Raw genomic sequence first — 19,372 nt, 5'->3', positions numbered from 1 at the left:
GAGGCGTGACCCCACAGGGGACACGCCCCCGGGGCGGTCCGGCGCAACCGGGCGAACGGCACGCAACAGCAGCACCTTCCGCACCCCCCTGAGCACCACCAGCACCTTGCACATACGCACCACCTCCCTGAAGCACGTGCCAACAACGGCACTGGAAAACGACAGGAGGACGCTGTGGCCAAGACGCCCAGGTTCACCGCGCAAGGCTCCACGACGGACGGCACCGCCGAGGAGAGCACCACCCCTTCCACGCCGGAGAAGCACCCGGTCGACCAGGGAATGCCTCCCCTGAAGCTCGCCACGACCGGCCTCCAGCACGTCGCCGCCATGTACGCGGGAGTCGTCGCACCCCCGCTGATCGTCGGCGCGGCCGTCGGCCTCTCCGGCAAGGAACTCACCTTCCTCACCGGCGCCAGCCTCTTCATGGCCGGTCTCGCCACCCTCCTCCAGACGCTCGGCGTCTGGAACATCGGCGCCCGGCTCCCCTTCGTCAACGGCGTCACCTTCGCCGGTGTCGCCCCGATGCTCGCCATCGCGGGCGGTCAGTCGAAGGAGGACGCGCTCCCGGTCATCTTCGGCGCGATCATCGTCGCCGGAGCGATCGGCTTCATCGCCGCCCCCTTCTTCTCCAAGCTCGTCCGGTTCTTCCCCCCGGTCGTCACCGGCACGGTCATCACCCTGATAGGCGTCTCCCTCCTCCCGGTCGCGTTCGGCTGGGCGCAGGGCCCCAACCCCAAGGCCGCGGACTACGGTTCGACGACCTTCCTGGGTCTCGCCGGGATCACCCTCGTCATCGTCCTGCTCCTGCGCCGCTTCACCCGGGGCTTCGTGAAGCAGATCGCCGTACTCCTCGGCCTGGTCCTCGGCACGCTGATAGCCATCCCCTTCGGTGCCACCGACTTCACACCCATCACCGAGGCGTCCGTCGTCGGCTTCCCGACGCCGTTCCACTTCGGCGCACCGCAGTTCGTGGCCGCCGCGATCATCTCGATGTGTGTGGTCATGCTGGTCTCGATGACCGAGTCGACGGCCGACATGCTGGCACTCGGTGAGATCGTCGAGCGCCCCGCCGACGAGAAGACCATCGCTGCCGGTCTGCGCGCCGACGCCCTCGGCTCGGCCGTCAGCCCGCTGTTCAACGGCTTCATGTGCAGTGCCTTCGCCCAGAACATCGGCCTGGTCGCCATGACCAGGATCCGCAGCCGGTTCGTGGTCGCGGCGGGCGGCGGCTTCCTGATCCTGATGGGCCTGTGCCCGATCGCCGCCTCGCTGATCGCGGTCGTCCCGCGCCCGGTGCTCGGCGGAGCGGGCATCGTGCTCTTCGGCTCGGTCGCGGCCAGCGGCATCCAGACCCTCGTCAAGGCGAGCCTGGAGAAGGACAACAACGTCCTGATCGTCGCCGTCTCCCTCGCGGTCGGCATCATCCCGATCGCCGCCCCGACCTTCTACCACCACTTCCCGGAGACCGCGAAGATCATCCTGGACTCCGGCATCTCCACCGGCTGCCTCGCGGCCGTCGTCCTCAACCTGGTCTTCAACCACATCGGCAAGCGCGCCGACGACGACGAGGTGACGGCTCCGATGGAGCCGGGCGGAGAGATCTCCCACAAGGGCGAGAAGGCGGTGGCGCACGCCCACTGACCCTCTTCACCGCTCGCCTTCACGCACCGGTGGCCGTACGGAACTCCCGTACCGCCACCGGTGCGTGACGGTGCGTCAGTCCTCGCCGTCGTGGCCCGCCCGGCATCAGTCCACCCGGTACGCGTCCCCGTACACCTTCCACACCAGCGGCGTCCGCAGCTCGAAGTTCCCCGCCGCCACGAACACCCGCTGCGCCGTGTCGATACGACTCGTGTCCTCGTGCGCGGCCTCGCGCTTCATCGTCTTCTTCCGTACGTCGAGGAAGGCGTTCAGGTACGCCCCCTGGTCCCCGCCCCGCGCGGGCGCCGCCGCCCTGTCCAGCGCGCCCCGCCGGATCGCGTCGAAGCCGTCAGGACCGCCCGCCCCGTGCATCACCATCGCGTCGTAGTAGACGAACTGACCCAGCGTGCCGAGCCCGTCCTCCTGCGCGCGGCGCACCGCCGGATCGAAGTACACCCGGTCCCGCTCGCGGTTCTGCGCCTTCTCGAAGCCCCGGTCGTCCGCCGCCTTCTTCCAGTCCCGGACGAAACCGGACCCGAGCCCCCGATGAGAGTCCGACCCGTTCACCTTCCGCAGCGCGGGCAGGTACTTCTCCAGCACGTTCCCCGGTTCGGCGGCGCTGTAGCGCTCGACCAGCTCCAGCATGTCCCCGGTCCCGGAGCAGAAGCCGATGATCCCGGCGGTGTAGCCGCGCCCGTCCCCGATGTCCTCGATGTAGCGGTACTGCTCCTTCCACTCCAGCGAGGAGTTCTCCGCACTCGACACGAGCCGCATCGCGAGGTCCTTCTTCGCGGGATCCCGCAGCCCCGACGAGGCACTCGTACGGGCATCGCCCGCCCGCTCCCCGGACGCGGCGGCGACGGCCGTGCCCGGCACGGCGGCGAGGGTCAGGCCCAGCAGGGCGCGGACGGTGTTCTGAACACGACGGGTGAGTTGCACAAGACCTCCAGTGCAGGTCAGGGTACTGAGTCCGAGCGGCAGGACCCCACTGGGACGGGGGTCCTGCCGGAGCGGTTCCTTCACTTCACCCGGTACGTGTCGCCGTAGACCTTCCAGGTCAGCGGCGTCCGGAGGGTGAGATTCCCCTCCCGTACGAACACCCGCTGGGCCGTCTCGATCCGGCTGGTGTCCCGGTGGGCGGGCTCCTCCTTCATGGCCTTCACCCGGGCGTCCAGGAAGGCGTTCAGGTACGCCTTCTCGTCTCCGCCGTCGACGGGCAGTCCGGCCTTCTTCCTGGCCTTCTCGCGCAGGGCCAGGAAGCCCGTCGAGCCGGGGCTGTCGTCGTGCCCGTGCATCACGTACGCGTCGTAGTAGACGAACTGACCGAGCGCCCCCAGCCCGTCCGCCTTCCCCTGCCGGACCGCCGGGTCGAAGTAGTCCCCGTCCCGCTGGGCGTCCTGCGCCGCGCGGAAGGCGGGATCGGTGTCGGCGGCGTGCCGCCACGCCTCGGTGAAGGGATCCTCCAGGCCCTCGTGCGAGTCGCTGCCCCTGACCTTGCGCAGCGCGGGCAGGAACTTCTCCAGCGCGTTACCCGGCCGGGCGGCGCTGTACCGCTCGACGACCTCCGTCAGGTCCCCGGTCCCGGAGCAGAACCCGACGATCCCGGCGGTGTAGCCGCGCCCGTCGTCGATGTCCTGGATGTACCGGTACTGCTTCCGCCAGTCCAGCGAGGAGTTCTCGGCGCTCGACACCAGCCGCATCGCCACGTCCTTCTTCGCCGGATCGGCCAGCCCCGGATCGGCCGCCCCCGAGCCGCTCCGCCTCTTCTCGGCCGGTTTCGGATTCCCGGACCGCGTCGGCCGCACCGGGCCGGGCGTCCGGTCCGTCACCGGCCTCTCGTACGCCGTGTCCGAAGGAGCCCCCCTGCGGCGCCCCTCGTCTCCCCCTTCGTCCCGCATCACGCTCACGCTTCCCACTACTGCCATCGTCAGGCCCAGTACGAGCAGCCCCACCCCACGCACAACGGACTTCACCCGATGACTCTGCCATCCCGGATGCCCCTGTAACGTCGGGTTCATGGAAGATCACTCCGTCGTCGATGTGGGCGACGTACGCATGGCGTACCGCTCCTGGGGCGACCAGCACGGCGCCCCCGTCATCCTGCTGCACGGAATCGGCGGTTCCGCCCTGACCTGGGAAAAGACCGGGCAGGCGCTCGGCGAGGAATGGCGGGTGTACGCACTCGATCTGCGCGGCCACGGCGAGAGCGACTGGCCCGACGAGTACGACCTCGACCTCATGAAGGAGGACGTCCTCGGCTTCATCGAGGAGTCCAAGATCGACCGGGCGGGCGTGGTCGGCCACGGCATGGGGGGCGTCGTCGCGTACCTCCTCGCGCAGGACTACCCGGACCGGGTGGAGCGTCTGGTCCTGGAGGAGACGCCGGCCCCCTTCGACGGCGCGTCGGACGTCCTCCCGTCCTCGGGCCCCGTCGACTACGACGAGAACGCGGTCCCGCAGATCCAGGCCCAGCTGGCGTCCCCGCCGGAGGAGTGGCTGGAGCGCCTCGGCGAGATCGTCGCCCCGACCCTCATCGTCACCAGCGGCCCGGAGAGTGAGATGGACGCCACCGACGTCCCCGAGATGGCCGACCGCATCCCGGACTGCGCACAGGTGACCCTGCCGGGCGGGCACTGGATCCACCGGCGGAACGCGCAGCAGTTCGCGGACAAGGTGAGCGACTTCTTCAGCAGCTGAGCGGGCCTCTCGGCCGGAGTGCGGCCGGGGGCTCCCGGATGGCGATGCCCGTCGGGTGGGGCCGGGGGCGGGCGGTCGCCAGGTGCAGGTCCCTCATTTCCGGGTGACCTCGGTGCGGCGCACGCTCTGGAACAGGCCGGAGGCCAGCAGGAGGCCGCCGATGACCATGAGGACGACACCGGCCTTGGTCGGCGTCACCCACCAGATCTGCGTGTCGAGGCCCCACAGCTTCAGGGCAAGCCCGACCGCGAACGTCACGGCTCCTTCGATCAGGGTCTTCGTGGCTCGGCTCATGGCGGGACTCCTTCTACGGGGTGGGCGGGGAGGTCTCCAGCGTAGGAAGAGGGGAAGCAGTGGGGCGTCGTCCGGCCGGACGACGCCCCACTGCATCGTTCGGTGGACCGGGAGGCGGTGAGCGGGGCGGTGAGGGAGGAGGCCCTGGGTCAGACGTGTGCGGGGTCGCCCGTAGGGGTCGGCTCGGTCCGTGCCTCGCGGGACGTCGTCGACGTACGGGCGCGGACGAGAGGTCCGGGGGTGCGCGCCCGGCGGGCGGTTGGGCCGAGCGGCACCGGGTGACCGTAGCCGAGGCGCGGGCGGCGTGCGACGAGGGGTACGGGGTGGCCGCGTAACCCGGCCCCGATCCGCAGGGTCGTCGCCGCCGGGCAGCCGGTCGCTTCGTGCGGCCGCCGCTCGCCGTCCTGTTCGTCCTTGTCTGCGGCTTTGTGGTGGTGGGCGCGGTGATGACGTAACGCCGGGCCTCTTGTCCCGGGGCTTCCCTGCATGGCATACAGGTCTGGACCATTGTTTCCGTCCTCCCCCCTGCCCCCACGGATGAGAGGTCCAGCTGTGCAACGCCCCACCGTTCGCACCGTGTTGACCTGTACGGCGCTGCTCGCGGCCACCCTGACCACCGTCACCGGGTGCGGCGGCGCGAAGGCCCAGCCGGCCCGTGACACCAGCAGACCGACCACTCCCGGGGGCGTCACCGCCCAGGCGGGCAGCGCCCACTCCGTGCACGTCATGTGGAGCGCGGCCACCGACGACCGGGGCGTGGCGGGCTACGACGTCTTCGAGAAGGGCAAGAAGGTCAAGGCGGTCCCGGCGCGGACCACCATGGTCGACGTCGAGAGCCTGCGCCCTGCCACTTCGTACTCCTTCACGGTGCGGGCGCGGGACGCGGCCGGGAACCTCTCCGCGCCGAGTGCGGCCGTCACCGCGAAGACCAGGGCCCCCGCTCCGGACGACCGCAAGCCCCCGACCGCCCCGACTCGGCTCACAGGCAAGGTGATTGACGGTACGTCAGTCAGTCTGACCTGGGGACGGGCCACCGACGCGGGCGGTGCGATCACCGCCTACGACATCTACCAGGAGGACTCGCGCATCCACAGTGCGCGCGGCACCGAGACCAGTACCCGCGTCACGGGACTGCGTCCCGGGACCGTCTACACGTTCACCGTGCGCGCCCGGGACGCCGCCGAGAACTCCTCCGGCGACAGCAAGGCGATCGACCTGACCACGGCCCGCTCCTCGGGTGCCCGTGCCTCCACCGCGCCGACCGGGCTGACGGCCACCGCCCACGCGGACGGGGTCCAGCGCACCATCAGGCTCCGCTGGACCCAGCCCCGTACCGGAGGCGACGTCACCGAGTACCAGCTGTACCTGAACGGCAAGATGGCCACCACCATCGCCTGGGGCGCACCCCCGCCGCCCGGCCCGGTGACGTACAGCTTCACCGTCTCGGAACCCCCGGGCACCCGCTACAGCGTGAAGCTGCGGGCGAAGCTGCCGGACGGGAAGTGGGGGGACTTCTCGGCGCAGCGGACGGTGGTGGGGGCGGGGTAGCTCCGCCGGGCCCGTCGGCGGGGCGGGGACGGTTCGGCGGGCACGGTCTGGGTGGTGGGCGTGCTCAGGGGGGACCCTGTACTGGGAAAGGGGAGGGCGACCTCGCAGAGTTGCGGTCGGGCGGCTTCCCGCAGGGAGTGGCCTGGGGTCCGGCCGATGCGGGCGAAGGTCCCGGCCGGTCTCAGTTGCGGCTGAATCTGCCCCCTTCGACCCCCTCCAGGGCAGCCCGCGCCACCTCGGTCAGATCGCCGCCCGCCCGGCCCGCGCGCGACGTCAGCAGGCCGTCCCTTCGGGCCTTCTTCAGGTGGTCCTTGATCGAGTCCGGCTTCCGTCCGACCTGCTCCGCCAGCCACGGCACCGGCGCCTGAACGCCCTTGTCCACCAGGTCCCGGTAGGTCAGGCACAGCACCGACAGGTACCGCTGCGACACCCCCTCCTCGCCCAGCAGCCGCCCCGCCAGCGCGGCCAGTTCGACGAGTCGGCCCTCTTGCGCCTGCCACGGCGGAGACGTCGGCGCGGTCTCCTGCGCCTTCCGCACCGCCTCCGCCAGGTCCATCCTCCGCAGCACCGTGGTCGAGATTCCCCGCGCCACGTCCCCCGGCGGAGCATCGGGGGCCGCCTCGATCACGATCTTCTGGGGGCCGCCGGAGACGGCCCCCTCCGGCCACCACATCGTGATCCACCAGGAGTCCCGGAACTGGACGACTTCGAGTCCTTCACTGAATGACATGCCGGTCACCCTAGCCTCGACCACCCAGGGTGGTCAATGGCGGGTGGGTGCGCTTCGGGGGTGTCAGGCCCGCTTCAGCTCCCGCCCTCCGAAAGCCCCGCTCCCGTCGGCCCGCCGCCAGAACGCGTCCAGTTCCCCGTCTCCCATCCCGCTCCAGTCCGGCGTTTCCTGTACGAGCGCGCGGCCCAGGGACCGGCCCAATTCGACCATGGTCCGGCCGACCGGCGCCCGCAGTGCGTCGTACGCGGCGAAAGCCTCGGCGGGGGAGTCCGCGTTCCGCAGTGCCGACTGGAGCGCGGTGGCGTCCTGGAGTGCCTTCACCGCCCCCGCGCCGGTGTGCGGCCTGGCGACGGTGGCCGCGTCGCCGACCAGGGCGAGCCGGTCGGTGGCGTACTGCGGTGCGGTCACGTCGTACAGCGGCTGTACGAAGCGGTCGCCGGCCGGTGTCGCCTCGATCAGCGCGGCGAAGAAGGGCGGGAGGCGGTGCGAGGTGATCTCCGCGAGGCGGTCGGCGAGCGCGGTGGTGAGGGTGCGCCCGCCGTCGGCCGGCGGGACGTGGCCGGTCGGCGGGGCGGTGTAGAAGACCCAGTTGACGTGGTGGCCGCCCGCGTCGTCGGGGATGCGGTAGATGACGATGTGCCCGCCGTCGAAGACGACGTACGCGCACTCGTCGGCGGGCCACAGGTGGGCGTCGGGCAGGTCCGACTCGGGGTAGGCGCCGCGCCAGGCGAGATAGCCGGAGTACTCGGGCGCGGTGTCCGGACAGGCGATCGTACGGACGAGTGAGCGGTAGCCGTCCGCGCCGACCACCAGGTCGTACCGCTCCCCGTCCAACTCGACGCCCCGGGAGGTCAGTCGGAGGCCCTTCACGGCCGAGCCGGTGCGGAACTCCACCGACTCCGGTACCCGGGCGCGCAGTTCACGCCAGAGCGATCCCCAGCTGTACGTGAGGAACGGGAACGGCATCACGCCCAGCGACCGGCCCAGCGGGGACGCGGCCGTGTCGTCCCGGACGTACCAGGTGCGGTGGGTCATCCGCACCGACGGCATCGCCGCGTCCATGAACCCGGCCGCCGCCAGCTCCTCGTAACGGCCCCCGTGCATCGCCAACCCGACGCCCCGTTCGGCGAGTTGCCCGGCGGTCCGCTCGTAGACGGTGACCTCTTCCGCGCCGCCCCGGTGGGCGGCGGCAGCCGCCGCACAGCCCGCGATGCTGCCGCCGACGACGGCGACCCTGCTTCCTCTGATCATGCGGACATTGTGGCAGTGGCTGCGCGGCGGAGCCGCTGGAACGGACGCGTGGTCAGGGGGCGGTGAGGCGCCGGTGCTCCGCGTCGTCCACCTGCTCCCCGGACGACGGCAGGAGCTGGGGGATGTCGTCGACGATCGGATACCGGCGGTGCAGCCGGGGGTTGTAGAGGAAGGGACCCTCCGGAAGGAGGGTGAGCGGGCCCTTGTCGATCGGGCAGACGAGGATCTTCAGCAGTGGGTCAGCGGGATTCACTGGCCAGTTCCTTTGCGGTAGAAGGGGCTTCGTTCGAGGGGAGAGTGAGGAGTACGGCCACCGCCAGCACCGCTCCGGCCACCCGCAGGGTCAGCCGCAGCGGATCATCCGGGAAGGACTCGCCGAACGCGATGCTGCCCAGGGTGGCGGTGTACAGGCAGGACGTCGTCGTGCAGACCGGCACCACGAGCGAGGCGCGGCAGCGCTGAAGGGCGGTCTGGGAGAGGATCAGCCCGGTGCCGAAGGTGACCAGGAGGAGATAGGGGTACGGGGAGGAGAGCACCGCGACGACCGTGCCCGTCAGGTCCGCCGCGTCGAACAGGGCCGAAACCCCCTTGATGGCCAGGGAACTGACTCCGTACACGAGGCCGACGGCGACACCGTACGCAACGCCGCTCGTGGGGGTCCTCCGGCGTGCGCTGCGGCGGTCGGCGACGACGTACAGCCGGATGCCCGCCCCGATGGAGACGGCGCTGAGCAGCAGGACCAGTGCCGGGGGCGAGTACGCGCCGATGGATTCGCCGCTGGAGTCCCGCGAGTCCAGCGACAGCACCACCATCAGCAGCGCCACCACGACCGCCGCCATCGCGAACCGCTCGCGCCCCGACGTGCGTTCGCCGAGCGCCCGGGAGGACAGCAGCAGGAGCAGCACCAGACCCGAGACGAAGAGGGCCTGCGCGGCGGCCATCGGCAGGGTGCGGTACACCACGAGCTGTGCGGCGAACCCGCCCGCGAGGGCCAGCGAACCGCCGAGCCACGGCAGACTGCCGAGCAGCAGCCGCACCGCCCGCAGAGGACGGTGCACATCCAGTCCCGGCAGGCTGCCCAGGGCGCGCTTCTGGAGTACGAAGCCCCCGCTGTAGAGGACGTTCGCGAACAGTGCGGCCACCACGCCCCACCACATCACGTGCCTCAACTCCCTTGTTGCTGACTCGTCTTGCCGACCTGTCGGCGGCTGCTCCGCCTGGCGTGCACGAGGAGGATGGACGCGGCGGAGGGGGCGGAACAGGCCAGCCGGTCCAGGGGGCGCAGGGGGCGCGGCACCCCGTGGAAGGGGGCTCCCGCGATCCGCACGACGTCGAAGCCGGACGCGGTCAGCAGGCTGCGCAGGGCGCGTGCCGTGTACAGCCGCAGATGGCCGACGACCTCGCGACCGGGGCGGCCGTGGATGCCGCGCAGGCTCACCTCAGAGAACACCGGCTGTACGCCCGCCAGCAGCAGGGCGCGGTTGTACCAGGCGGCGAGGTTCGGGGTGGACAGCATGAGATGGCCGCCGGGCGCCAGGACCCGGCGGATCTCGTCGAGCGCGGAGTCCGGGTCGACGAGGTGCTCGATGACCTCGCTGAACAGCACCGCGTCGGCCGACGCGTCCCCGAACGGCAGCCCCCCGTCGGTGAGTTCACCCCGTACGGCACGCAGGTCACCGGGCGTGCGGGCGAACCGGGCGGTGGCGCGTCGCAGGGCGTCCTGCGACCAGTCGACGCCGACGATGCGGTGGCCGGGGAGCAGTGGGGCGGCCGTCGCGGCGGCTCGTCCGTCGCCGCAGCCGACGTCCAGGACGGTGGCGCCGGGGCTGCGGGCCAGGGCGTCCGCCAGCATCCGGGCCTGCCGGAGGCTGCGTGGGTCGCCGGAGGCCACGGGCACGGCGGGGTCCTCGTAGAAGTCCCGCAGGCCGTCGCGGGGGCGGGGGAGCGGTGGGTTCGTGACCGGGGCCGTCATGGGGGGCTTGCCTCCTCGTCGCTGGGGTTGTCGAGGTCGTTCTGGGGGTTGTCGCCTGTGGTGTCGACTGGGTCGTCGTCGAGTGCGGCTGTCGTGTGGAGGTGCTTTTCGAACAGCTCGCGCAGGTGCTCTCCGTCGCGCGGGCCGAGCAGCGTGCCCGACCAGCGCAGCGCGAGATGGAGGCGTCCTGCGGTACTGGCCGTGGTCACCGTCAGGCCGCGCGGCATGCGCGCCGGGGCGGAGAACCACACGGCCCGCGCCCGGCCGGCCCCGTCGCCGAAGTCCAGCGGGTAGGGCACCCGGCCGATGTTGCTCAGCAGGGTCGTGGACGTCCACGGTCCGACCGTGCGCCTCAACTGCCGGATGAGGGCGGCGCGTACGGTCACCGGGACGACCGGCGCGGTGAGCAGGGCCGCACCGTGCCCGAGCTGCGGGCGGGACAGGGCCTTCAGGGCGCGGGTGCGGTCGGCGGTCCGCAGGAGGAGTTCCGCCGTGTCGGAGTCCGTCAACTCCTCATGGGTGAAGGGGACTTCCACCAGTCGGGTGCCGTTCCCGATCGGCATGTCCATTCCCCGGGGGCGGTCGTCCACCGGCATCGTGACGCGCATCGGGCGGGGCGCGGACCGGCGCTCGGTGTTCCACTCGGCGATCATGCGGGCGGTGGCCACCATCAGCTGGTCGTTCACGGTGTACGGGGCGCCGCGCGGTCGGCGGGGAACGGGCAGGTCGGCGACGAGCAGGCCGTTGCCGGGCGCGCCCGGGGCGGTTCCGGCCGCGACCCGGGCCACCGGGGCGAACCCGGTGCCGGGGATCGGGTACCGGGGGTTGTGGCCGGGGCGGGCCGGGCCGGTCGCGGAGACGGGGGAGTTGTCCCGGCCGCCGTAGAGCTCGGCGGTGGTGGCGAGGACGCGCAGGCAGGCGGGGCCGTCCAGGGCGGTGTGGTTGAGGACCACGAGCAGGACCCGGCCGATGATCTCCAGGCGCACGGGGGGCGAGAGGGAGAGGGGCGGGGCGTGGGTGAGGGCGCGGGCGCGGGCCTCGGCGAGGGCGCGGTCGGACGTGTCGTGGTGCTGGACGACGGTGCCCTCGGTGTCTGGATGGGGGGTGAGCTGCCACTCGTAGCGACGCCGGTACCAGGGGCCGGGGGCCTCGCGCATGAGGATGCGGGGGTGGCGGCGGAGGGCTTCGAGGAAGGCGGTGCGCAGGCGGGCGGGGTCGGGGGCGGAGGGGAGGTGGACTTCGATGTGGACGGTTTCGGGTTCGGCGGGGTCGAGGCAGTGGCGGGTGATCTCGTCCACGACGGTGAAGGGGGTGGTGGGGTGGTGGGGTGGGGCTGAGGACGGGGGCACGGTGCCTCCTGCCGGTGCGGATGGGTGGATGCGGGTGGGCCTACCAGCTTGTCCGGCGTTTGGGGACGCGCGGGCGAAGCCCGTGCAGGGGGCAAGGGGTGTAGCCCCGGTCAGTAACAGCAACCACCCCAAGCCCCGCTTGGTCCAGGTGAAGGGGCGGGGAGGGGCAGCCCGCCGCAGGCGCACCCGGGTGCGGGCCGCGAGGGCCGGTGAGCAGACCACGCGGCGGCAGCCGCACCGGGGTGCTGCGGTGGCGGGGCGGGGCTGGGGCGGCCCGCCACCGCAGCACCCCAGTACCGCCCCACCCCTCCTCACTCCTCACTGCGCCGCCCCGCCGGGCCCAGTCGTCCCCATGCCGACCAGGACGCCGCCGAGCCGAGCGTGACGGCCGCCGCCACCACCCCCACCACAGCCAGCGCCTGCGCCAGCGGGCCGAACGCTCCCGTCTGGACCGCCACCGGCGACCCCGCACCCCAGGCCGCCGCCACCCCGGCCCCACCCATCGCCACGAGCGAGATGAGCGGGAGCAGGGCCGGCCGCAGCCGGGCCGCCACCGCGAGCACCGGCACCGCCAGGGCGAGCGGCCCCGCCACCAGCACCAGTACCACGGTCAGCACGCCGAGCCCGAGCGCGGCCCCGGGAGCGGGAGGTGCGGGAGAACCACCGGTCGGCACGGGCAGCCGCGCGTCCCGCCGGAACCACAGCACCAGCCCGGCGAGCGCCAGCAGCGCCACCCCGCCCGCGACGAGTCCGCCCACGTACCAGCGCGCGGGCGCGAACTCCAGCTCGATCGTGCCGCCTTCGCCCTCCGGCACCAGCCATCCCTGCTGCCAGCCGTCCAGCCGTACGGGGGCGAGTTCCTTGCCGTTGAGAGTGGCCTGCCAGCCGGGGTTGGCGTTCTCGTAGGTCTGGAGGTACGAGGCCCCGCCCGACCCCACGGTGACCGTACGGGAGTCCCCGGACCAGTCCTTGAAGCCCAACTCCCGCTGCTCGCGGGATGGTTCGGCGACGGAACCCCGCGTCAGCGTCAGGTCGGTGATGGCGAGCGGCCCCGTGTCGCCCGCTTCCACCCGGTGCGTCCCGGGCGCCAGCTGGGCGACACCGTCGCGCTGTTCCCCCGCGCACAGCGACACCGCGATCGGGCGCCGCTCCGTCAGGTCGCGCAGCGTTCCCTGCGCGCTCGTCGCGTGCAGCGTGCCGTCGATGGAGAGGACCGGGCCCTGCCCGCACGGCAGCGAGAAGGTGCGGGCCGGGTCGGGCTGCGGCACCCGGTAGTCGTCCAGCGCGGGCACGTACACCTCGCTCAGCCCGATGGGCAGCTGCAACTCACCCTCCGCCACCGGGTTGTGAATGGTGAGCGGAGCCGCCTTCGTCAGGGTGATGTCGAGCCGGTCGGTGGTGATCGGCGCGAACTTGGCCAGGCCGTTCGGATCGACGGACGCCGTCGCCGCCCCGTCCGGGGAGCTGATCTCCACCTGCTCGGGCCGCGTCGACAGACCGCCCGCCGCCGCGAACACGATCTCGTCGATCGGCCGCTTCTGCGGCCACCTCAGATGGAGCACCGACTTGTTGCCGGAGACCCATGCGGTGCTCAGATCCCCGTCGACCAGGTTGCGCGGGGTCAGGGACGTGCCCAGCTTCGCCGTGGAATCGGCGGACACCGTCAACTGCCTTCGCTGGTCCGGCGCCTGACGGTAGAGCAGTTCGTCCAGAGCGGTCCCGGGCACGGGCAGCGCCGTCGCCCGCAGCGAGTACGCCCCGTCCTGCCGGGTGGTGAACTGCCGGTGCAGCCCGACCTCGGCCGACACGGGCGACAGCCCGCCCGGGTCGCTCCCCCGGTGCAGCGAGATCACGTTCGGGTCGGTCCCGGCGTCGGAACCCGCCCCGCCCGTGTCCTTCGGCAGCGCCAGTAGCCGCGTCACCTGCACACCCGGCACGTCCACGGCGCTGAACCCGGCGCCCATCAGTCCGGGCCGCCCCTGCTGCGCCTCCTCGATCGTGATCCTCAGCCATTTCGCCTGCCCCGGCGGGGCGTCCACGCTCTGCGGCTGCCCGTTCGGCTGGAGCGGGCTGGTGGCGCCGCCCCGGTCGGTCTCCACCCGTACGACCGTGGGAGCGGCCCGCATCCCGTCGGACGGCAGCGGCGTCAGCCGGATCGAGGAGGGCACCTCCACCGGAGCGGTGAAGTCCACCCGCAGCCACTGCCCCACGGGCTTCGCGGCGCTGCCCTCGGCCCACGCGGTCTCCGGGTTCCCGTCGAACGCGTTCACCGGGTCGTACTGCGGCAGGTGGAAGAGCCAGTTGCCGCTGCTCGACGCCGTCACCGACTTCGCACCCCGCAGCACGGCCGTCGTCTGGTGCCCGGTCCCCGCGACGGGCAGGATCTGCCGGGGCTCACGACCGGCGTCCTGCATGCTGCCCGACGCGTTGCGCTCCTTCGCGGTGTACGTGTACGAGGTGTTGGTGTTGACCAGCCCGAACCGGGTGTCGGCCCGGCGCATCCCGTCACCGGCCGCCTGCACCGATGGCGAGGCGAGGCCAGGTGCGTTGTCCCCGGTCAGCACGGCGGGACGGTCGCGCGTAGCCGGGTTCGCCGACAGCCGCAGCAGCGACTCGGGGCCGCCGCTCACCGTCATCGTGTCGGCCACCGGCTTGAGCGCCGCGCGCCCGGGGTCGGGCGCGGAGCCGCCGCGCTCGCCCTGCGGCTCGTACACCTCGACGGCCTGCTGCCTCGGATAGAGGCCCTCCACCTGGACGGGGGTGTCGTCGGGGATGCGCCCGCCGGTGAGGACCGGGCCGAAGCCGGTCACCCGGCGGTAGCCCGAGAACTCCAGGGTGCGCTTCACGGTCTGCGGCGGTACGTAACCGATCTGGTCGGGATCGAGGTCGTTGCGCACGACGACGTAGTGCAGCCCGGCCCGCGCCAAGTAGGCCGAAAGCCCGGGGACTTCGGAACCCGACATCAACGCCTGCTCGACCGCGTCCAGGGCCCGCCGGTTGCCCGGTGTCCCGAACGGCACGAAGTCCCTCTGCGCCCAAGGGGATTCAGCGAGCACGTCCAACGGCTGATCGATGGTGGAGCCCCAGGTGTAGATGCCGTGCGCGCTCGCCGGGGCGACGAGGGCGCGCGTGTTGGGGGAGTGCTCCTTGAGCCAACCCGCCGTCTGCTGCCAGTGGTTGGGCAGCTTCTTGAACGCGCCGGGTTGCAGGATGCCGCCGTTGACGTACGGCAGGATCAGCCCCGGCAGCACCAGCAGTGCCGCCAGCGCGGGCACGTACGACCGGCCCCGCACGCGTCGCGCACCGCGCGGCTCGGCCGCGACGGCGACAGCGTGCATCAGGCCGAGCACCAGCACCAGGGCCAGCCCCGACTGGAACTTGTAGATGTTGCGGAACGGCACCAGCCAGCCGTCCAGCCAGTCCTGCACGGTGCCCGGGAACAGCGCGCCCAGTGAACCCCCGTACCCAGCAAGGGTGATGAGGACCACGGACAGCAGTACGAGCAGCAGCCAGCGCCGCTCGGGGACGTCCCGCCTGGCGAGACCCGCCAGGCCGATCGCCGCGGCGAACGCCGAACCGAGGACCGCGAGCGCGGACGCGGCGACCGTCCACCCGGCCGGGAGCCACGGCTCGCCGAGGTTCAGGTATCCGGTCCAGTTGCCCGCGCCGCGCAGCAGTTCCGTGGCGGACATGGTGTCGGTGGTGGTCTTCGCCTGCTCGACGTACGGCATGAAGTTCTCGCCGTGGATGCCCAGCATCAGCAGCGGCACCACCCACCACAGGGTGGCCAGCAGCACCCCGGGCACCCACCACCGGAGCTGCGCCAGGCGGCGCGGCCCGGCCGGACGGCTCAGCAGGTACAGGCCCACGGGCAGCAGCGCGGCGAGCGTCGACGCCGCGTTGACCCCGCCCATGAAGGGAATGAGCAGCGCCGAGCGCACGGCGGAACTGCGGGCGCTCAGTGTGGGGTTGACGAGCGGGAGCAGCACCCAGGGCAGCATGGCCCCCGGCAGCGCCGCCGCCGACGTCGAGCCGATGACGATCGTGTACGTCGGCCACAGCGCGTACGCCAGCGCTCCTAAGAGCCGGGTCCGCGAGGAGCCGAAGCCGAGCCGCTCCGCCAGCCGCAGCGCACCCCAGAACGCGACCGACACCACCAGCGACAGCCACAGCCGTTCCGCCAGCCACACCGGGATCGCGACCAGGTCGGTCAGGGCGTAGTACGGCAGCATCGGGAAGGCGTAGCCCACGTACTGGTCGAAGATCCCGCCGAAACCGGCCCGGGAGTGCCACAGCTCGCCCAGGTCCGCGATGAACCGGAACGGGTCGGCGGCCACCCCGAGCTTCGTCTCGAACGTCATCCGCCCCGGCGACACCGCCAGGAACGCGACGAGTACGGCCGCCCAGAAACCCAGCAGCCATCTGCGGGAACGCGGCCCGTCGTCGGGGCCGCGCCCGCCCGGCACCGGCGCGGCGTGCGACGGAGGACCGGGCGGCGCCTGGAGTGTGCTGGTCATGGACACCGCCGGAGGATGAGGAGGAGGTTCCAGGTGACGAGCTCGCGCAGTACGGGAATCCGGGGCGCGAGGGTCGGCAGCAGCGGCCAGTAGCGGGCCCGCGCGGACACCACCGCGACGTCCTCGCGGGCCCTGACCTGCCGCAGCGTCGTACCGACGTGGACGGGAAACAGGTTCTCGCCGACGGTGTGCTTGGCGGGGCGGCCGGTGCGCCGCTCGTAGCGGCGGCGGGCCCGGTCGGCGCCCAGGTAGTGCCAGGGCGCCCATTCGTGGCCGCCCCAGGGCGAGTACCAGTTGGTGAACGACACGTAGATCAGTCCGCCGGGCCGCGTCACGCGGACCATCTCGCTGAGGAAGGTCTGCGGGTCGGCGACGTGCTCCAGCACGTTGGAGGAGAAGCACACGTCGGCCATGCCGTCCGCGAGCGGCAGCAGGTAGCCGTCCGCGACCACCGAGTCCGGCGGCGGCCGCTTCCCGGGGGGCGTCAGCTCACGGGTGTCCGGCTCGAACAGGTAGCTCTGCGCACCGCGCCGCCGGAACTCGGCCGTGAAGTGTCCGCTGCCGCCGCCGACGTCCACGACGACGCGGCCCTCCAGGGGCACGTACCGCTGCACCTGGTTGGCGGCGTCGACGGCGAGGAGCGAGTAGCAGTGGTCGGGGTCGTGCTGCTCGCGGAGGAAGGCCCGCAGGAGAGCGGCGGAACGCCGGAAGGAGGGGTCCTTGAGGCGGGCCGGGCGGGGAGGGGCGGCAGGGGACGCTGCGGAACCAGGGGAAACTGCTGCACCAGGGGAAACTGCTGCACCAGGGGAATCGGGCGAAGCCGAGGATCCAGGAGAAGCGCGGCGAGCCGGGGGAGTGCGGTCTGTGCTGGTCATCGCAGGGCGACCGCCTCGGCGCCGGACTGGCCGCCTGCTCCGTTGCCGCCCGGCGGGTCGGACGGAGCGGCCGCACCCGGCCGCAGGGCCCGGTTCGCGCCGGGACGCCGGGGCCCGTTCCCGGAGGTGTGCCGGTCGACGGCCTCGGCGGCCACCACGCGGAACCCGTCCACCGTGCTCGACCACCGGTAGCGCTCCGCCCGGAGGGCCGCCGCCTGCCCCATGGCCTGACGGCGCTCCGTACTCAGGGCGAGCGCGCACCACGCGGCGGCGAACGAACTCTCGCCGCGCGCCAGCGCACCCGTCACTCCGTCCACGATCGAGTCCCTGAGCCCGGGTACGTCGAACCCGATCGACGGGGTCGCGCGCCCCGCCGCCTCGGTGACCACGAGCCCCCACCCCTCGACGGCCGAGGGGTGCAGCAACAGCCAGGACTCGCACAGCAGCCGGTGTTTCTCGGCCTCGGAGACGTACCCCTTGAAGACGACGCCGGGGCCTGCCATCGCCTCCAGCCGCCGCCGCTCCGGGCCGTCCCCGACGATGACGAGGCGGCCGCCGGTGACCGGCCGCACCCGCTCCCAGAGCCGCAGCAGCAGATCGATGCGCTTGTACTCCACCAAGCGGCCCACCGCGAGGAACATCGGCTCCTCGGAGCGTGCGAACCGTGCCCCGGGGGCGTCGACGCCGTTGTGCACGACGCGGATGCGGTCCCGGTCGACGCCCAGCGTGCCGAGCGCGGACGCGGTCGACGCCGACACCGCGAGGAGGAGGTTGTCGCGTTGCGCCGCGGACAGCGCCCAGTGCTCCAGGCGTCTGCCGATCCCGGCGGCGGGGCCGGGGAAGCGCATGCCCCACAGCTCGGTGTGGACGTGGTTGACCAGGCAGAGGGTGGGGCCGCGGTGCCAGAGCGGGGTCAGGTACGGCAGCCCGTTGCAGACCTCGACCATCAGGTCGCAGCCGCCGACCTGCCGGGCGAAGGCGCCTCGGGCGCGCAGGAAGTGCCCCAGGTCGCCGCCCGCCGACACCACCCGGTAGTTGCGGTGGGTGGCGGCGGGTCCGCCGCACAGCAGGGTGACCTGGTGGCCGTGCGCGGCCAGCCCGTCGGCCAGCCGGTCGACGAGGAGTTCGGAGCCGCCCGCGGCCGGGTTTCCCAGGTCGCGACGGGACAGGAAGACGATTCTGCGGGGATGCGCCACGGCTCCCTGGAGGTGCGGGGCCTCCAGGGAGCGGAGGGGTCGCGCGGCGTGCAGTTCGGGAGGGACGTGCTGGGGCATCGGGGCTCCAACTCGTGTGAGGGTGCGGAACCAATGGGTGACGGTGTGCGGAGTTCCGTGCACGGTGGGGTGGGTAGGTAGTTTTCGCCACGGCGTTCGAGGCGGCTACTCACCTGAATGACAATTTCCGCACGGGTTTGTGCTGACGCCCCATCACATCGCGCAGTCCGTAAGCTGGTTGCGGCCTCGTGGTGCTGACGCGGAGTGCCTGCGTCACTGCCTCGGGGGGCTGACCCGGCCCCGGACCACCAGGAACAGCCCGGACGCCGCGAGGAGGCCGCCCGCGGCCCCGCCACCCACCGGCAGCGTCTCGCTCACCAGCCGCAACTTGTCGCCGTCCGTCCCGGCCAGCGCCACCTGGGTCCGCTGGGTGGCCGGGGTGAACTCCAGCTTCCGGCTGTCCAGCAGCACCAGTGCGTCCGTCTTCGCACCGGGGGCCCGGAGCGTCTTGCGGGGGCCGATCGCCGCGTTCAGGATGCGCCCCGTGCGGCGGTCGACGACCAGCTCCACGCCGTGGTTGGCGTACCACTCCTCGGCCAGGACCTGCCCCCGCTCGGGCAGGCCCACCAGGCGGCCCGGCACCATCCGGGTACCCGTCTTGGCGGGTGCGACGGTGCCGGTGAAGCGGTAGCCCTCGTGCCCCTGGATCTTCTTCGTACCCGCGAAGCGGAGGGAGACGGTGGAGCCGAGAGTGCCGTCCCACCAGCGGTACGAACGCTTCTCGACGTCGAAGGGGAACTTCAGGTACGCCTCGCCGTCAAAGGTGGGCTGCTCCTTGCAGCAGTGCACGGGCTCATTGGTGCGGCGGTCGGTGACCCACCGCTCCAGCGTCCACTGGAGGGAGTCGGTGGTGTCGGCCGCGGGCAGCGTGTCCTCGGTGTCGATGGACGTGGAGACGTCCCAGACGGCGCGCCCGCTGCGGACGCTGTCGGCGACGTCGCCGCGCACCTGCCGGGTGATCGTCAACGGCTTGTCGCGGGCGATCGCCAGCGACTTGGTGTCGAAGTAGCTCCCCGTTCCGGTGAACACGGTGGTGGTGTCGATGTCGATCGGGCTGCTCTTGGCCCGGGGGCTGACGTACCAGGCCAACAGCGGTGCGAGGACCAGCAGGAACACGCCGGTGCCGAGCAGGATCAGCGACAGGGGTGAGGCGGTGCGACGCATACGGGAGCTCCAGAGGGGGCCGTGGCGGAGAGAGGGGGCGCGTGCACGGTGCGTATGGGC

17 protein-coding genes are annotated in these 19,372 nt (G+C 72.3%); 3 read left to right on the top strand and 14 right to left on the bottom strand.

Translation table 11 applies throughout. The annotated features are described in order from the left end of the window. Positions 1–279 precede the first annotated feature (279 nt). On the top strand, positions 280–1,641 hold the full coding sequence (locus OG897_RS17895; RefSeq protein ID WP_266660261.1) for a nucleobase:cation symporter-2 family protein: 1,362 nt from the start codon (positions 280–282) through the stop codon (positions 1,639–1,641). 105 nt (positions 1,642–1,746) lie between these two features. Here the strand turns inward: OG897_RS17895 and OG897_RS17890 are convergent, their stop codons facing one another. Continuing rightward, positions 1,747–2,580, bottom strand: a complete 834-nt coding sequence (locus OG897_RS17890; protein ID WP_266657987.1) for a chitosanase — start codon at positions 2,578–2,580, stop codon at positions 1,747–1,749. Positions 2,581–2,660: 80 nt separating this feature from the next. Then, positions 2,661–3,614, bottom strand: a complete 954-nt coding sequence (locus OG897_RS17885) for a chitosanase (protein ID WP_266657985.1) — start codon at positions 3,612–3,614, stop codon at positions 2,661–2,663. Positions 3,615–3,657: 43 nt separating this feature from the next. Here OG897_RS17885 and OG897_RS17880 point away from each other — a divergent pair, with 43 nt between their 5' ends. Continuing rightward, positions 3,658–4,338, top strand: a complete 681-nt coding sequence (locus tag OG897_RS17880) for an alpha/beta fold hydrolase (RefSeq protein WP_266657983.1) — start codon at positions 3,658–3,660, stop codon at positions 4,336–4,338. A gap of 93 nt (positions 4,339–4,431) precedes the next feature. On the opposite strand, the gene OG897_RS17875 is transcribed toward OG897_RS17880, so the two are convergent. Together OG897_RS17875 and OG897_RS17870 are read right to left on the bottom strand one after the other, a co-directional pair. Then, on the bottom strand, positions 4,432–4,632 hold the full coding sequence (locus OG897_RS17875; RefSeq protein ID WP_266657981.1) for a DUF5708 family protein: 201 nt from the start codon (positions 4,630–4,632) through the stop codon (positions 4,432–4,434). Positions 4,633–4,781: 149 nt separating this feature from the next. Continuing rightward, positions 4,782–5,120 (bottom strand): hypothetical protein, encoded by a 339-nt coding sequence (locus tag OG897_RS17870; protein WP_266657979.1) that lies wholly within the window; start codon positions 5,118–5,120, stop codon positions 4,782–4,784. Positions 5,121–5,169: 49 nt separating this feature from the next. On the opposite strand from OG897_RS17870, the gene OG897_RS17865 reads away from it, so the two are divergent. Then, positions 5,170–6,180 carry a fibronectin type III domain-containing protein gene (locus tag OG897_RS17865; protein WP_266657977.1) on the top strand — a complete coding sequence of 337 codons (1,011 nt, stop codon included), beginning with the start codon at positions 5,170–5,172 and terminating at the stop codon, positions 6,178–6,180. Between the two features lie 181 nt (positions 6,181–6,361). Here OG897_RS17865 and OG897_RS17860 read toward each other — a convergent pair whose 3' ends face one another. From OG897_RS17860 to OG897_RS17815, 10 genes are all read right to left on the bottom strand, one after another. After that, positions 6,362–6,910, bottom strand: coding sequence for a hypothetical protein (locus OG897_RS17860; RefSeq protein WP_266657975.1), 549 nt, complete (start codon positions 6,908–6,910; stop codon positions 6,362–6,364). A 63-nt stretch (positions 6,911–6,973) separates the two neighbouring features. Continuing rightward, positions 6,974–8,161: an FAD-dependent monooxygenase gene (locus tag OG897_RS17855; RefSeq protein WP_266657973.1), complete on the bottom strand. Its 1,188-nt coding sequence runs from the start codon at positions 8,159–8,161 to the stop codon at positions 6,974–6,976. A gap of 52 nt (positions 8,162–8,213) precedes the next feature. Further along, positions 8,214–8,414 carry a Trm112 family protein gene (locus tag OG897_RS17850; protein ID WP_266657971.1) on the bottom strand — a complete coding sequence of 67 codons (201 nt, stop codon included), beginning with the start codon at positions 8,412–8,414 and terminating at the stop codon, positions 8,214–8,216. Continuing rightward, positions 8,401–9,318: a DMT family transporter gene (locus OG897_RS17845; protein WP_266660259.1), complete on the bottom strand. Its 918-nt coding sequence runs from the start codon at positions 9,316–9,318 to the stop codon at positions 8,401–8,403. Before OG897_RS17845 ends, OG897_RS17850 begins: the two co-directional genes overlap by 14 nt. An 8-nt stretch (positions 9,319–9,326) precedes the next feature. Further along, complete coding sequence (locus tag OG897_RS17840; protein ID WP_266657969.1) at positions 9,327–10,133, bottom strand: class I SAM-dependent methyltransferase; 807 nt, start codon at positions 10,131–10,133, stop codon at positions 9,327–9,329. Then, positions 10,130–11,482, bottom strand: coding sequence for a condensation protein (locus OG897_RS17835; RefSeq protein WP_266657968.1), 1,353 nt, complete (start codon positions 11,480–11,482; stop codon positions 10,130–10,132). The genes OG897_RS17840 and OG897_RS17835 overlap by 4 nt, the downstream gene beginning before the upstream one ends. 311 nt (positions 11,483–11,793) lie before the next feature. Next, positions 11,794–15,999 carry an alpha-(1->3)-arabinofuranosyltransferase family protein gene (locus tag OG897_RS17830; protein WP_266657966.1) on the bottom strand — a complete coding sequence of 1,402 codons (4,206 nt, stop codon included), beginning with the start codon at positions 15,997–15,999 and terminating at the stop codon, positions 11,794–11,796. Then, on the bottom strand, positions 15,996–16,874 hold the full coding sequence (locus tag OG897_RS17825) for a class I SAM-dependent methyltransferase (protein WP_266657964.1): 879 nt from the start codon (positions 16,872–16,874) through the stop codon (positions 15,996–15,998). Before OG897_RS17825 ends, OG897_RS17830 begins: the two co-directional genes overlap by 4 nt. After that, positions 16,871–18,148 carry a glycosyltransferase family 4 protein gene (locus tag OG897_RS17820; protein ID WP_266657962.1) on the bottom strand — a complete coding sequence of 426 codons (1,278 nt, stop codon included), beginning with the start codon at positions 18,146–18,148 and terminating at the stop codon, positions 16,871–16,873. Before OG897_RS17820 ends, OG897_RS17825 begins: the two co-directional genes overlap by 4 nt. A gap of 213 nt (positions 18,149–18,361) precedes the next feature. Beyond that, the gene (locus tag OG897_RS17815; RefSeq protein ID WP_266657960.1) at positions 18,362–19,312 is read right to left on the bottom strand and encodes a DUF3068 domain-containing protein; all 951 of its coding nucleotides are present in this window, start codon (positions 19,310–19,312) and stop codon (positions 18,362–18,364) included. Positions 19,313–19,372: the final 60 nt, after the last annotated feature.

Origin of the sequence: Streptomyces sp. NBC_00237 (assembly GCF_026342435.1) — a bacterium.
In the GTDB taxonomy this organism is placed as follows: domain Bacteria; phylum Actinomycetota; class Actinomycetes; order Streptomycetales; family Streptomycetaceae; genus Streptomyces.
The sequence above is the reverse complement of the archived record's forward strand: the minus strand, read 5'-3'. Positions and strand labels throughout refer to the sequence as shown.

Bases quoted from the DNA above. Each gene is read 5' to 3' on its own strand.
- OG897_RS17895 (WP_266660261.1), top strand. From the start codon at position 280: ATGCCTCCCCTGAAGCTCGCCACGACCGGCCTCCAGCACGTCGCCGCC.
- OG897_RS17880 (WP_266657983.1), top strand. From the start codon at position 3,658: ATGGAAGATCACTCCGTCGTCGATGTGGGCGACGTACGCATGGCGTAC.
- OG897_RS17875 (WP_266657981.1), bottom strand. From the start codon at position 4,632: ATGAGCCGAGCCACGAAGACCCTGATCGAAGGAGCCGTGACGTTCGCG.
- OG897_RS17870 (WP_266657979.1), bottom strand. From the start codon at position 5,120: ATGCAGGGAAGCCCCGGGACAAGAGGCCCGGCGTTACGTCATCACCGC.
- OG897_RS17865 (WP_266657977.1), top strand. From the start codon at position 5,170: ATGAGAGGTCCAGCTGTGCAACGCCCCACCGTTCGCACCGTGTTGACC.
- OG897_RS17860 (WP_266657975.1), bottom strand. From the start codon at position 6,910: ATGTCATTCAGTGAAGGACTCGAAGTCGTCCAGTTCCGGGACTCCTGG.
- OG897_RS17855 (WP_266657973.1), bottom strand. From the start codon at position 8,161: ATGATCAGAGGAAGCAGGGTCGCCGTCGTCGGCGGCAGCATCGCGGGC.
- OG897_RS17845 (WP_266660259.1), bottom strand. From the start codon at position 9,318: ATGTGGTGGGGCGTGGTGGCCGCACTGTTCGCGAACGTCCTCTACAGC.
- OG897_RS17840 (WP_266657969.1), bottom strand. From the start codon at position 10,133: ATGACGGCCCCGGTCACGAACCCACCGCTCCCCCGCCCCCGCGACGGC.
- OG897_RS17830 (WP_266657966.1), bottom strand. From the start codon at position 15,999: ATGACCAGCACACTCCAGGCGCCGCCCGGTCCTCCGTCGCACGCCGCG.
- OG897_RS17825 (WP_266657964.1), bottom strand. From the start codon at position 16,874: ATGACCAGCACAGACCGCACTCCCCCGGCTCGCCGCGCTTCTCCTGGA.
- OG897_RS17820 (WP_266657962.1), bottom strand. From the start codon at position 18,148: ATGCCCCAGCACGTCCCTCCCGAACTGCACGCCGCGCGACCCCTCCGC.
- OG897_RS17815 (WP_266657960.1), bottom strand. From the start codon at position 19,312: ATGCGTCGCACCGCCTCACCCCTGTCGCTGATCCTGCTCGGCACCGGC.